The 13,889-nt window shown below is 54.2% G+C and carries 12 protein-coding genes and 1 tRNA gene; 3 read left to right on the top strand and 10 right to left on the bottom strand.

Annotated features, from left to right (window positions below; all coding sequences use genetic code 11):
• Positions 1-48: 48 nt before the first annotated feature.
• From LB462_RS18255 to LB462_RS18245, 3 genes are all read right to left on the bottom strand, one after another.
• A complete protein-coding gene (locus tag LB462_RS18255) occupies positions 49-819 on the bottom strand; it encodes a membrane-anchored protein (RefSeq protein WP_224510943.1) in 771 nt (256 codons plus the stop codon).
• A 67-nt stretch (positions 820-886) separates the two neighbouring features.
• Positions 887-961, bottom strand: a tRNA-Glu gene (locus tag LB462_RS18250).
• Between the two features lie 89 nt (positions 962-1,050).
• Positions 1,051-1,449, bottom strand: a complete 399-nt coding sequence (locus LB462_RS18245) for a fimbrial protein (RefSeq protein WP_224510940.1) — start codon at positions 1,447-1,449, stop codon at positions 1,051-1,053.
• A gap of 56 nt (positions 1,450-1,505) precedes the next feature.
• Here LB462_RS18245 and LB462_RS18240 point away from each other — a divergent pair, with 56 nt between their 5' ends.
• The gene (locus LB462_RS18240; protein ID WP_224510938.1) at positions 1,506-2,507 is read left to right on the top strand and encodes an RluA family pseudouridine synthase; all 1,002 of its coding nucleotides are present in this window, start codon (positions 1,506-1,508) and stop codon (positions 2,505-2,507) included.
• Positions 2,508-2,745: 238 nt separating this feature from the next.
• On the top strand, positions 2,746-3,657 hold the full coding sequence (gene rpoH / locus LB462_RS18235; RefSeq protein ID WP_209999339.1) for an RNA polymerase sigma factor RpoH: 912 nt from the start codon (positions 2,746-2,748) through the stop codon (positions 3,655-3,657).
• A gap of 52 nt (positions 3,658-3,709) precedes the next feature.
• On the opposite strand, the gene LB462_RS18230 is transcribed toward rpoH, so the two are convergent.
• Both LB462_RS18230 and LB462_RS18225 read right to left on the bottom strand, forming a co-directional pair.
• Positions 3,710-5,278 carry a transcriptional regulator gene (locus tag LB462_RS18230; protein WP_224510936.1) on the bottom strand — a complete coding sequence of 523 codons (1,569 nt, stop codon included), beginning with the start codon at positions 5,276-5,278 and terminating at the stop codon, positions 3,710-3,712.
• 54 nt (positions 5,279-5,332) lie between these two features.
• Positions 5,333-6,625, bottom strand: coding sequence for an adenylosuccinate synthase (locus LB462_RS18225; protein WP_112523709.1), 1,293 nt, complete (start codon positions 6,623-6,625; stop codon positions 5,333-5,335).
• Positions 6,626-6,888: 263 nt separating this feature from the next.
• Between LB462_RS18225 and LB462_RS18220 the strand changes: the two genes are divergently transcribed.
• Positions 6,889-7,800, top strand: coding sequence for a DMT family transporter (locus LB462_RS18220; RefSeq protein WP_224510934.1), 912 nt, complete (start codon positions 6,889-6,891; stop codon positions 7,798-7,800).
• Here LB462_RS18220 and LB462_RS18215 read toward each other — a convergent pair.
• From LB462_RS18215 to glmM, 5 genes are all read right to left on the bottom strand, one after another.
• Positions 7,778-8,290, bottom strand: coding sequence for a GNAT family N-acetyltransferase (locus LB462_RS18215; protein WP_224510932.1), 513 nt, complete (start codon positions 8,288-8,290; stop codon positions 7,778-7,780). The genes LB462_RS18220 and LB462_RS18215 overlap by 23 nt on opposite strands.
• 18 nt (positions 8,291-8,308) lie before the next feature.
• Positions 8,309-9,904, bottom strand: coding sequence for a phosphoglycerate dehydrogenase (gene serA, locus LB462_RS18210; protein WP_224511172.1), 1,596 nt, complete (start codon positions 9,902-9,904; stop codon positions 8,309-8,311).
• A gap of 87 nt (positions 9,905-9,991) precedes the next feature.
• Positions 9,992-11,167 carry a phosphoserine transaminase gene (locus LB462_RS18205; protein WP_224510930.1) on the bottom strand — a complete coding sequence of 392 codons (1,176 nt, stop codon included), beginning with the start codon at positions 11,165-11,167 and terminating at the stop codon, positions 9,992-9,994.
• A gap of 207 nt (positions 11,168-11,374) precedes the next feature.
• Positions 11,375-12,154, bottom strand: coding sequence for an outer membrane protein (locus LB462_RS18200; protein ID WP_224510928.1), 780 nt, complete (start codon positions 12,152-12,154; stop codon positions 11,375-11,377).
• A 211-nt stretch (positions 12,155-12,365) separates the two neighbouring features.
• Positions 12,366-13,709, bottom strand: coding sequence for a phosphoglucosamine mutase (glmM, locus tag LB462_RS18195; RefSeq protein ID WP_224510926.1), 1,344 nt, complete (start codon positions 13,707-13,709; stop codon positions 12,366-12,368).
• Positions 13,710-13,889: the final 180 nt, after the last annotated feature.

The following is a 13,889-nucleotide window of genomic DNA, read 5'->3' as shown; positions in this document are numbered from 1 at the left end:
CGGATTTGCAATAATAAACCGCGTTGATATGGCGCGCGGTTTAAACTGCTAAGCGCCAAGCGATGCGTCCGCATTTACCGCATTGAATCTGCTGAAAGTCGCGTCTGTCCATAAGGGAAGGCCGGAGTTTTTGGCGACTTCGTGGTCAGCGGTGTATATCGGATATCCTCGATCGATAAGCATCTGTAGTATTTGCTTGTCGGTACCCGCGTGCAAACGTTTCAGATTAGCGTCGTTGTAAACATGTCCTGACGAATCGGGATTGATCCCACTGATGATTACAACCTTGGCTCCGCTCAGAATGGCATAAAAGACTGCCGTAATCCCATTTGAGAACTTCATATTATCGTCGATTTCGACATTGAGGCCTCCCATGACAGCCTCATACATTGCCATGCGCTTGAAGCGGTTGATCACCTTCACGTCGTCATAAGAATAGTTGAACGCGGCGAGCCCCTGTTTAAGCAGGTCCAAGCTTTTAGGCCAGCGTACGACGTAGAGGAGCCGCGTACGTTTGCCGTCAAGCACCTTGCGAACGTGCAAAGCGTTGGTCGTTTGTCCCTCGACCTGATTGAACTGCATGAAGGTCGCATCAGGAACGTCAACTCCCCACTTGTCCAGAATGCTTTGCGAACCGTTGACCGTGATCACATGAAACTGTGTGCCGAAGCCGGCGGGAACCGTCGAAACGGGTGCCGACCCTACGACAACGACTGGTCCCGCGAATTCAACCGGATGCGTGGGCGCACGGGGTCGCAAAATCCAGTAAATCACAGACCGCCGGATCTTGGTCAGGATTTCAAACCGAGGCAACCTCATAAAGCGCAGCCTTTCACAATGCGGTTCGAACATCCTCGCGCACAAAGGTAATGATATGCGGATATACTGGTACGCCCAAGGGGAATCGAACCCCTGTTTGCGCCGTGAGAGGGCGCCGTCCTGACCGCTAGACGATGGGCGCGTCGCAGGTAGCTATGAGGGGGTATAATCAAGCGTACGGCAAAGTGCAATAATGATTTCTCATCGGCTTTCAACTCACCCCTCGCCCATTCAATTGCCAGCGGCTTCTGAAATTCGTGCCACCACGCGTTTGGTTGCAATATCGTAGAGAAGGATTTGCCGTGTTCCGTCAGCCAACCTCGTTTCCAAAGAAAGCGTATTGTTTGCTAGATTGTGGGAAAGTATCCGCGTCCCTGGATCGAGCGTTATGGCCTCTCCGGTCAGCGCCGTACCGAGAGGTTGTCCAAGAACCTCGGAACGAACAGCCGTAGCGACTTCAGGAACCGGCTGGCTAATCTTGTAGACAATGGCCGCCAGCACCGCCATAAGACCGATCACCATGATACCGATGGAAACAGCCAATAGCCGGATCATCTTGCGCCGGACCCGTTCCATTGCCGGATCAAGGGGCTGTTCGTCCCCATCGATGTCCGGGTTGATGTTGGCCATAAATAGTGTTCTCCGAGGTTTCAAACCAAGCCTCCTGTAACGAAGGGACCGAGGTTTTGAAAGAGCTAATTACCGATACTGATTCAAGCGGCAAGAGACTGGACGCCTGGCTTTCGGCACAGCTGACGCCAGATCTTTCCCGCAATCGCATCCAATCGCTCATCAGCGGAGGCCAGGTCAGCATTGACGGTAAACCAATCCGCGAGACCAAACACAAGTTGCGCGAGGGTCTTCGCGTTACAATCGAGATTCCCGAGCCTGAAGATGCGGCTCCCAAGGGCGAAGATATCGCACTCGACATACTCTACGAGGACGCAGACCTCATCGTCATCAACAAACCTGCCGGCCTTGTGGTCCATCCCGGAAATGGCAATTGGACTGGTACCTTGGTCAATGCGTTGATCCACCATTGCGGCGATACACTGTCTGGCATCGGCGGCGTCAGGCGGCCCGGCATCGTACATCGCCTCGACAAAGAAACCAGCGGCATCATGGTCGTTGCCAAGAACGATCTCTCTCATCGCCATCTCAGCGCTCAGTTTGCTGATCACGGACGCACAAACGATCTGGAACGCGCATATCTCGCCATTGTTTGGGGAACACCTGATCGGACAACTGGTACGATCGATGCTCCGCTTGGCAGATCACATCGAGATCGCACCAAGCAAGCTGTTGTCCATGAAGAACGCGAGGACGCCCGTCATGCAGTGACGCATTTCGAGGTTAAGGAGCGATATGCTGCCAAGGAGGATGCAACCGCTCTCGCATCGCTCGTGGAGTGCCGCCTGGAGACCGGCAGAACGCATCAGATCCGCGTCCACATGGCTCATACGGGACACCCGCTGGTAGGCGATCTGGAGTATGGCAGTTCTTACAAAACCAAGGCCAACAAGCTCGACGAACCCTTGCAAAGCATTGTCAAAGGGTTCACCCGGCAGGCACTGCATGCCAGGCTTCTTGCTTTCGAGCACCCATCGACCGGCGAGCTTCTGCGGTTTGAAGCACCAGCACCGCAGGACATGGCCGAATTGATCAAGGCTTTTCGGGAAAGAACATGATATAGTTGGCGCGACGGAACCTTTGGCGCGGTTGGGAGTTCGTTAAACGAGGCTAAAACCTGACCTTATTGTTCACATTTATGTGACGGATTGTTTCGCTGCTTAATGCACCGTGTTTTTGACAAAATGATACCTATATATTGATAGCGCTAATCTGTCCGCGCCAAGCTATTGGGTGGGCAGTCGATGCGGACCTGCCGATAATGGGGGTCTATTCCAAAATGAGGAGGGGTGCTCAGTGGCCCAAAATCTTCCAAGTATTTTAGGTGGTGACGGTGGGTTGACCCGTTACCTAGAAGAAATTCGTCGCTTTCCGATGCTCGAACCGCAGGAAGAGTATATGCTCGCCAAGCGGTATCTTGAGCATGCCGATCCGAAAGCGGCGCACAAGCTTGTCACAAGCCATCTGCGTCTCGTTGCCAAAATTGCAATGGGTTATCGCGGCTATGGCCTGCCGATCGGCGAAGTTATATCCGAAGGAAACGTAGGTCTGATGCAGGCCGTAAAACGCTTCGAACCGGAACGCGGCTTCCGTCTTGCCACCTACGCGATGTGGTGGATCAAGGCTTCGATCCAGGAATATGTCCTGCGTTCGTGGAGTCTTGTCAAAATGGGCACGACCGCAAACCAGAAGCGTCTTTTCTTTAACCTTCGTAAGGTGAAGAGCAAAATTCAGGCGCTCGATGACGGCGATCTCAATCCTGAACAAGTCAAGGAGATCGCCACACGTCTCAGTGTTTCTGAAGAAGAGGTGGTTTCGATGAACCGCCGCTTGTCTGGCGACGCGTCGTTGAATGCGCCAATTCGTTCTTCCGATGGTGAAGCCGGTGGTGATTGGCAGGATTGGCTTGTCGATGACCACGACAGCGCTGAAACGATGCTGATCGAGCAAGACGAGTTGGAAAATCGCCGTGAGATGCTCACGGGGGCGATGTCGTCACTCAATGACCGCGAACGTCGCATCTTTCAGGCACGGCGCCTTGCCGATGATCCTGTAACCCTGGAGGATCTTTCAACGGAGTTCGGCATCAGCCGCGAACGTGTTCGCCAGATCGAAGTTCGCGCGTTTGAAAAAGTGCAGGACGCCGTTAAGGCGGCAGCTATCAGGCAGCAAAAGGCACTCGTTTCGACGGGTTCTGACGCGCGCTGAACTGGTTTGCCGGTTCAAAAAGGCCGCCTAGGCGGCCTTTTTTTGCGTCTGCTTAGCCTCCGGCCTTCGCGGCCCAGGACTTTAAAACCTCATCAAACGCTTTCTCACCAGGTAAGCCCTTCTCAAGCGTAATCAGGGCGCGCCTACCCGTCTTATAGGCGATAGGTATGTCGATCCACGATTGGCGCCGTATCAGTGACATGTTGGTGTCGACGGCTGTCTTTGCGTCGTTCATGGCAATGATGAAAAAATTATCGGCGATCTTGGCCGGAATAGCGACAAGCGGGCTTCCCGGAGCTTGTTCGGTGTCCTTGAAGGTCATGCGCGAGACATTATCGATCGATCCGCCTGGAAAGCCTTCCGGCACGGTAAAGATCATCTCCACCAGATGGCTGGCGGGAAGGGACTTATCGCCATTGCGCCGTATGATCATGCGCAGATTAATACCCCGGTCGGGAATCGCGACGTCAGCCTTGATGGCCGGCTCCGGCGGAAGATCATTGCCAGGAGATTCTTGAACAACAGACCAGACTACACCGCCTGCATCGGCAGTCCCTGCATCCTGCCCGGAGCGCTCTTCATAGAAGAAGGCTTTCTGGCCGATAGGCAGAGCCGCAGGTGGCTGTGATTGGCCAGCGGCTTGCTCCTGACCTTGCGCCTGAGGTGGCTGTGCCGGCTGATCCGGCGTCGACGCGGCTACGGAAGTGCCCTCTCCCAATGAAGGAGTGTCATTCGCAGGGCCAGGATTAATCTCTTGGCCGTCCGGGAGGAGACGTTGAGTAAGCTTTGGTTCAGGCTTTGGCTCACCGGTCTCGGGCTTGGATGACGGACCAGGCGTGGGCTGAGCCGGCTTGGCCGGTGATGCTGGAGTGGCTGGCTCGTTCGTCGCGGTCTTGGCCGGCGTCGTATCCCTGTTGGTCAGATTGGCCAGGTAGGTTTTTAAGGCAGTCGCCTCTTGAGCAATTCGGTCGCGATAGTTCCAGCCCGCATAACCGGCGCCAGCTATGATCAGTAGCAACGCTGCTATACCAAGCAGAGGCACCAGCGAACGTCGTTGCGCCGGTCGTTTAAGGGGACCGCGCGTATAGACACCATAATCGCCTGAAGAGCGATCCTCGGTGGCGATGCGCAGATCATCATCCTGTTCCTCAGGACCGCGTCCTGAATCCACAGACGACCTGGCTACGGGAAAGCCGTCATGATTGTCTTTCTCGCCACGTGTTGATCCGCCCGCATCGTGGCTTGACAGAAAGTCTTCCAGTGCATCCGGCTGAGTTTCGACTTTGGTAAAGGAGGGCGCAGCAGATTTGGTCGAAGCAGCGGGCGCCAAAGTTGCCGATGCCGGTACTGATACAGGTGTTGGAATGGGTGGAGGCGACGAAACCGGAGTGGGCTCGGGTATGATATCCTCGACTGCAGGCGCAAAATCGGACTCGACCTCGGCAATGGCGTCTTCAAGCGCCTTTATCTGACGTGTGGTCACGGCCTCTGGAGCATTCAGCGTTACAAGCTTCTGCTCAATCGTTGCACGAGCTTTCGCATACACACGCTGCCGTAGCGCTGGCGTTGGGTCTGCCAGCCCGTCAATTGTCTTTCTCAATACCGCAACGAAATCTGCCATTCACCCAAACCCATGGTTTTGTTGTGAGATTATCTCCAGGACGCGCTCCTGACTCTAATCATGAAACGGGTCAGTAACAAGTATCGTATCGTCGCGTTCAGGGCTGGTGGACAGAAGCGCGATCGGCGCACCGATCAACTCTTCTACATAACGCACGTACTTGATCGCCTGCGCCGGAAGTTCGCTCCAGCTGCGGGCACCGGCCGTGGTCCCTTTCCAACCTTCCAGTGTCTCGTAGATCGGCGTCACCCTCGCCTGCTGGCCTTGACCCGCCGGGAGATAGTCAATGACTTCACCATCGAGCTCATACCCCGTACAGACCTTGATCTCATCGAGCCCATCCAACACGTCAAGCTTGGTCAAAGCGATACCGCTGATACCGTTATTGGCAACCGCTTGGCGGACCAGAACAGCATCGAACCAACCGCAGCGGCGCTTGCGCCCCGTAACGGTCCCAAATTCATGGCCGCGTTCGCCGAGAAATTGTCCAACTTCATTTTGTTGTTCCGTCGGGAAAGGACCCTCTCCAACGCGCGTCGTATAAGCCTTGGTAATACCAAGAACATAGTGCAGTGATCCTGGGCCAATCCCGGACCCGGCTGACGCCTGTCCAGCAACCGTGTTCGATGAGGTCACGAATGGGTAGGTGCCGTGGTCGATATCAAGGAGGGTCCCCTGCGCGCCTTCAAAGAGGATGCGTTCACCGGCTCGTTTCTTCTGGTCGAGCACATACCAAACCCTATCCATAAATGGCAAGATATGTGGTGCAGCTTCATTGAGTTCAGCAAGCAATCTTGCGCCGTCGACTTCCTCTATGCCGAGACCGCGTCTTAGGGGATTGTGATGCGCAAGCAAACGTTCGATCTTGGCAGGCAGCGTGTCCGGATCAGCAAGATCGAGGACGTGGATTGCGCGGCGGCCCACCTTGTCTTCATAGGCCGGTCCGATGCCGCGGCCTGTCGTTCCGATCTTCGTACCCGAATTGGAAGCTTCGCGTCTGCGATCGAGCTCGCCGTGAATTGAAAGAATTAGCGTCGTGTTTTCGGCAATCTTCAGCGTTTCGGGCGTAATAACAACGCCCTGCGCTTCAAGTTTCTTCTTTTCAGCGATGAATGCGTGTGGATCGAATACTACACCATTGCCGATAATTGAAAGCTTGCCCTGGCGCACGACGCCCGATGGCAGGAGCGACAATTTATAGGTCACGCCATCAACCACCAGCGTATGCCCTGCATTGTGACCGCCCTGAAAGCGAACAATGACATCAGCACGTTCTGAAAGCCAATCGACAATCTTACCCTTGCCCTCATCACCCCACTGGGAACCGATCACAACAACATTTGCCATCCAAAACTCCTCAAGTCACAATCTCGTAGTGCTTATGCTCGACTACCTCTCGGATGCAGCAACAACACCTTAATGGCGCACAATCCTTCGAAAAACCGATTCTCGTTTGAGGTTATGCGCTAAATGCGGTGCTTCTATACAGGCTGGTTCATAAAAGCGCGACAATTCTTTCGATTGCCAACCGACCAATTTGGCTTTATCGCGCGATTAAACCTGTCGTCTCGGTGATTCATGCGGGATGATCAATTGTAGGCGACAGAGCTATGAACCGCACGGCTTACGTTTTTCTTTTGACGACCGCCCTGTTATGGGGCGGCAATGCTGTTGCGGGCAAATTCGCTGTTGGTCATATTTCCCCAATGCTTCTGACGCTGTTGCGTTGGCTGCTTGCCTTCCTTTTTATTAGCGTTTTCAGCTTGAAGCAGGTTCGGCGAGACTGGGAACAGTTGCGACCAAATCTACCCATGCTGGCCGCACTAGGCGCTTTCGGCTTCACATTTTTCAACATGGCCCTCTACAGCGCACTAAATTACACCTCGGCAATCAACGTCACGATCGAGCAAGCAGGCATACCGATGGTAATTTTCGTAGCAAATTTAATGTTGTTTGGCACACGTGTGCAACCAGGACAGATTTTTGGGTTTAGCCTCTCGCTTGTTGGAGTCGCCTTGACAGCCGGCCATGGAAGTTTCGTACGTTTGGCTAGCCTCGACGTCAATTTTGGCGACGCGCTGATGCTTCTCGCGGTACTTCTCTATAGTGGCTACACCGTTGCGCTACGCTTTAGACCAAGCATCAATTGGCAAAGCCTCATGACGGTAATGACCTTTTCTGCTTTTGTTACGGCCATTCCGTTCACGATTTGGGAATGGCAGAATGGGACGATGACCCCGCCCGACCCAACAGGAACAATGGTTGTCCTTTATACCGCCGTCTTTCCTTCGCTCGCGGCACAGGTACTCTTCATCAAGGGCGTCGAATATATCGGTGCGAACCGCGCGGGCTTATTCATCAATGCAGTTCCGATTTTTGGAACATTGCTCGCAGTTGCATTGCTGGGTGAGGACTTCCAAATCTATCACGGTATAGCCTTGGTCCTCGTCCTGGGCGGAATCTGGATAGCCGAACTCAGCGGACGCAAGCATGCCGGTACTAGCGAAGCTGGCGCAGCATGAAACAGGCGTCATCAGAATAGGTTGCAAGCTTTTCAACTAGTTCCGGTCGATCAACCGTCTCAAATCCGTGTCTCTTCCAGAAAGCCGATGATCCATTGACTGCAACGAGCGAGATCGTTTGGCAGCCGAGCTGTCTGGCGTGGTCGATAACCGTTGTTATGATTTCACTTGCGGCACCATGGCCCCGTCCCTCATTCACCAACGCTATGTCGTGGATATAATAATTATCTGGCCAATCCGCCAAAGCCACGAGCACCGTGTTCAGAGGCGGAATGTCAAAGCTTTTCCACGGGTGAGTGATCGCATAACCAAGAGTGGTTGCCCCGTTCTCAAAAACATATGCACCTTGCCCGTGCAATGAAAAACGATTGAAAAAAACCGCGTCATCTTCCGGAAAATGGGGATGAACCTCAGCCGCAACCGCGCTGACAGAAGCAAGATCGCTTGCTTCCATCAAACGCCAGCGCGGCACATTTCCGACGGACTTCATAGCCGGGCGTCCATATGATCAACCGATGTCGAATTCCAACGGTTTTGCGGAAACGATCGCCTTGTTAACGCGCAATTCCTCCAAAACATGGTCCGGAATCCGTTCATCAAGATAGAGCATGGCAATTGCGTTTCCACCGGGATTGTCACGACCAAGCGAGAAGTTCGCGATATTGACATTGTTGTTGCCGCAGATAGTACCGAGCAAGCCAATCATTCCCGGCGTGTCATTATTGGTTGTGTAGAGCATATGCTGACCGACTTCGGCATCGAGATTGATACCCTTGATCTGGATGAAACGTGGCTTGCCATCCGAGAAACAGGTGCCGGCAATTGACCGCGTCAACGATGCAGTCTTCACGGTGAGCTTTATATAACCATCGAATACGCCGGATTTATCGCGCCTTACCTCGGAAAGAACGATACCACGCTCCTTCACCATGACCGGCGCCGAGACCATGTTCACATCGGCCACCTGAGGACGAATAAGGCCGGCCAGAGCAGCGCTTACCAGCGCACGCGTATTCATTGCAGCAGTGGAGCCATCAAACAGAACCTCCACTTCCTGAATAGGATCTTCTGTGACCTGGCCAACAAACGCGCCGAGCACCTCTGCCAGCTTGACGAATGGCCTCAATCGCGGCGCCTCTTCTGCAGTGATGGATGGCATATTGATCGCGTTCGAGACAGCACCCTTGATCAAATAGTCCGACATCTGCTCGGCCACCTGCAGCGCGACATTTTCCTGTGCTTCGCTGGTAGAAGCACCAAGATGCGGCGTGCAGACAACGTTGGGAAGATGGAACAATTCATTCTCGGTAGCAGGTTCCACCTCAAATACATCAATGCCAGCGCCGGCCACTTTGCCGGACTTCAATGCGGCAATGAGGTCCTTCTCGACGATGAGTCCGCCGCGAGCGCAATTGATGATACGCACGCCATCCTTCATCTTTGCGATATTTTCTGCATTGATGATGCCCCGCGTTTTGTCGGTCATCGGCGTATGCAAGGTTATGAAATCAGCGCGCGCCAGCAGCTCATCGAGTTCGACTTTCTCAACGCCCAGCTCTTCGGCCCGGCCTTCCGAAAGGAAGGGATCGAAGGCAATCACATGCATTTTGAGGCCGACACCACGTGTGGCGACGATGGACCCGATATTACCACAGCCGACGATTCCAAGCGTCTTGCCCGTGATCTCGATACCCATAAAGCGGTTCTTCTCCCATTTGCCTGCGCGCGTGGACGCATCGGCCTCGGGCAATTCGCGCGCGACTGCAAACATCAAGGCAACGGCATGCTCGGCCGTCGTTATAGAGTTACCAAACGGTGTGTTCATTACGATAATGCCGCGCCGTGAGGCGGCTGGAATATCGACATTATCAACGCCAATGCCTGCGCGCCCGACAACCTTCAGATTCTTTGCAGCAGCAATCAGCTTCTCCGTGACCTTGGTCGCAGAGCGAATAGCCAGCCCGTCGTATTGGCCGATCACTTCGAGCAGTTTTTCCTTATCCGGACCAAGGTCTGGAAGATAGTCGACTTCGACACCGCGGTCCTTGAAGATCTGGACCGCTGTAGGAGAGAGTTTATCGGATACGAGTACACGTGGTGCCATCATGGCCTCCATCTTTCAATAAGTAGCGTTGAACCGGAATGATGCGATTGACGGCGGCCGTAATGCTGCGGCCGCATCGGCCGGAATTCAGGCCGCCTGTTTCAAAGCGGCTTTTTGCGACTGGAAAGCCCAGTCGAGCCAAAGCGTCAAAGCTTCAAGGTCAGCCGCCTCGACAGTGGCACCCGCCCAGATGCGTAGGCCCGACGGCGCATCGCGATAGGCGCCAATGTCATAGGCGACGCCCTCTTTCTCCAGCACCGCCACAAGGTTCTTGGCGAAATTTGCCTGGGCTTCTGCATCAAGAGCGATAATATCCGGGTCGACGATCGTCAGGCAGACAGAGGTGTTGGATCGCGTTGCCGGAACCCTCGCGAGATTGGCAATCCATGGCGTCCGCTCGACAAAAGCATCTAGAACAGCAAAATTTTGGTCTGCACGGCCAACTAGTCCATCAAGCCCCCCGATGGACTTCGCCCAGGCCAATGCATCGAGGTAGTCTTCAACGCATAGCATCGAGGGCGTATTGATTGTCTCGCCAGCGAAGATGCCTTCGATCAGCTTGCCCCCCGAGGTGAGCCGGAAGATCTTCGGCAAAGGCCACGCGGGCTTGTAAGTGAGCAGCCGTTCAACCGCGCGGGGGCTAAGGATCAACATGCCATGCGCACCTTCGCCACCGAGCACTTTTTGCCAGGAGAACGTCACAACGTCGAGCTTGTCAAAATTTAGTCGCTGCGCAAAAGCCGCGGACGTCGCATCGCAAATGGTGAGTCCTTTGCGATCAGCGGGAATGAAATCACCATTCGGTACCCGCACGCCCGAGGTCGTGCCGTTCCAGGTGAAGACCACGTCGCGGTCGAAATCTACTTTGGAAAGGTCGGGTAACTCGCCATAGCCTGCTTCAATGGTGCGTGCATCGCCAAGTTTAAGCTGCTTGATAACATCCGTCACCCAACCGGAGCCGAAGCTCTCCCACGCGACCATATCAACGCCGCGCTCGCCGAGCAGCGACCAGAGTGCCATTTCGACGGCGCCAGTATCCGAGGCCGGCACGATACCGATGCGATAATCGGCGGGAACCTCTAGAATTTCGCGAGTGAGATCGATCGCCTGTTTCAGCTTGGTCTTGCCGACCTTGGCGCGATGGGAGCGACCAAGCGGGGCGCCGGAAAGCGCGTCGAGCGACCATCCGGGACGTTTTGCACAGGGACCTGATGAAAAATTAGGATTAGCCGGGCGCTGCGCCGGCTTTGATAGCGTCGTCATTTTTTCTCCTATCCTTACAGATAGCTCGCCTCTCGTTGGGGAGAGGTGGCCCACTCCGGGAACTAGGAGAAATGTCGTTGACAGTCAAGAAATATGTTTGTGCGCGACATCAAAATTGTGCGGAGCACAGTATAGGCAATAAAGAAAACACAAAACGCCGACGGCAGGAGAAACCTCCTGCCGCTCGAATTTCCATTGGAAAATCAATCAGAATGCGTAGCGCACGCCAACCTTGAAGTCATGCGACGTAATGTCCTTGAATTTGAACGGTTCCGGGTTGGGCCGCGTTTGCGAGGGGATGAAGTTGGATGCATTAGCTGTCTGTCCGTCTCCAAGATCCAAGTAGCTGTAACCGAGATCTATTGTCATGCGGTCAGTCGCCTTGATGCCCACACCGGCATGCAGCGCCCATGCGAATTCCCACTGGGAATCCGAACCAGCAAAGCCGCCGCCCCCGGTAATTGCGTTATTGTCCGTGAAATTCGAAATTGTATTTCGCGATGCACCAATGCCTGCACCGACGTATGGTGTGAGGCCGGCATAGGTGCCAAGGTCGGTATAGGCGTTGGCCAAGAACAGCCATTCTGACTTCTTCGCGTGGTATTCGTTCGTTGCCTCATCGCCATTGTCCGGAATGCCATCCGTGTCATAAAAGTCCAAGGCGCTAAACTCGGTCTTACCACGATACTGGCCCGTGACATCTGCGCGAAACCAATCGTTAAACTGGTATCCGACACCTATCTGTCCGGTTATGCCGGCATCGAAATCTCCCTCATCGTGCCAGCCGTGAACGGCAGGATCCGCGAAGCCCACATAATCCAACCCGTCGAACTGCTGGTTGCTCATGCCGATGTCGCCGCGCAAGTACCATCCGCCAAACTGTTGGACTTCCACTACCTGCGGATCCTGTATGTCGGCCGAATATGCCGGGACAGCGCCCAGGCACAGAAGCGCTGCGCTCATGGCAGCATGTTTGAAAGTGCTCATTTCCGTTTCCCTCACGAAGCCCAATGATTGAAGTGCAGCGAATGCTACTAAGGTGTTAGAAACCAATATGAGGGGGAAAAGTTAAATCTCGCTTAACCGTATTTCTTCACCATATCCATTAACGTTAATGAATTGGAAACAACGTTCTTTGCTGTCCAAATACAAAATGGGCCCGAGTGGGCCCATTTTGTATTTAGATGCAAGTACTGCTCTATGCCGCTGAAGAAATCACTGAAATGATATCGTTGACGACGGTCTCGACAAGTTTGCGGTCGTCGCCTTCTGCCATGACGCGGATCAAGGGTTCCGTTCCGGATGGCCGGATTACAAGACGACCAGCCTGCCCCAGACGGTCTCGAGCCTCGTCGATGGCGCTCTTGACCTTCTTATTCTCCAACGGTTTTCCGCCAGTCGTTCGAACGTTTTTCAACAACTGCGGCACAGGATCGAACTTGCGGCAAACTTCACTAACTGGCCTGTTCTGTTCCTGGACCACCGCAAGGATCTGCAGGGCCGATACCAGGCCATCGCCGGTTGTGGAAAAATCGGACAGCACGATATGGCCGGACTGCTCGCCGCCAATATTGAAGCCATGGCTGCGCATATGCTCGACTACATATCGATCACCTACCTGCGTGCGTGCCAGCGTCAAACCACGATCCACCAGGAAGCGCTCAAAGCCGAGATTGGACATGATTGTCGCAACCACGCCGCCACCGACCAGGCGGTTTGACTCTTGCCAGGATTGGGCGATGACGGCCATGAGCTGGTCGCCGTCGATGATCGCACCGTTCTCATCCACTATCAGCACGCGGTCGGCGTCGCCATCAAGCGCAATGCCGATATCAGCCCTGACTTCATGCACTTTCTTGATCAAGCCTAGAGGATGAGTTGAGCCGCAATCCTCGTTGATGTTCGTGCCATTGGGCTCGTTGTTGATCGTAACGACGTCTGCGCCAAGCTCCCACAATGCTGCGGGTGCAACCTTGTATGCCGCTCCGTTGGCGCAATCGACCACAATCCGCAACCCAGCCAGCGAGATGTTCTTTGGCATCGTCCGCTTGGCGAATTCGATATAGCGATAGATATCGCCGTCAACACGCTTCGCCCGGCCAAGCGCATCGAAACTGGACAGCCGATCTGTCAAATTCTCTTCCATCAATCGCTCAATTTCGAGCTCGATCTCATCGGAGAGTTTGAAGCCATCCGGGCCAAACAGTTTGATGCCATTATCATGGTAAGGATTATGCGATGCCGAAATCATGACGCCAATGTCGGCGCGCAACGACCTGCAGAGCATGGCGACAGCCGGCGTCGGAATCGGGCCGAGAAGAAATACATCCATGCCTGTCGAGGTAAACCCGGCCACAAGAGCCGTCTCGATCATATAGCCGGAAAGCCGTGTGTCCTTTCCGATCACGACGCGGTTGCGATGTTGGCCGCGCTTGAACGCAAGGCCTACAGCCATACCCACCTTCATCGCGATATCGGGCGTCATCGGATAGGCGTTTGCCTGCCCGCGAATACCATCTGTCCCAAAATACTTGCGAACCATTTTTATTATCCAACGCTTGGGGACTCTGGCTCTATCGTATGGCCAAGAGTAGCCCTCGTTTGCTCGTGCTCGATCTCCGCTTATTGCAGAAGACCAGCGATTTCGCATCTCACAATTTGTGTGGGGATTATACTTGACGCAAATGAATGAACAATTCGTACAAACGGCCGGTTTTCACCG

Source organism: Phyllobacterium chamaecytisi (genome assembly GCF_020164455.1).
Classification (GTDB): domain Bacteria; phylum Pseudomonadota; class Alphaproteobacteria; order Rhizobiales; family Rhizobiaceae; genus Phyllobacterium; species Phyllobacterium chamaecytisi.
This window is presented reverse-complemented; position numbering and strand designations above follow the sequence as displayed.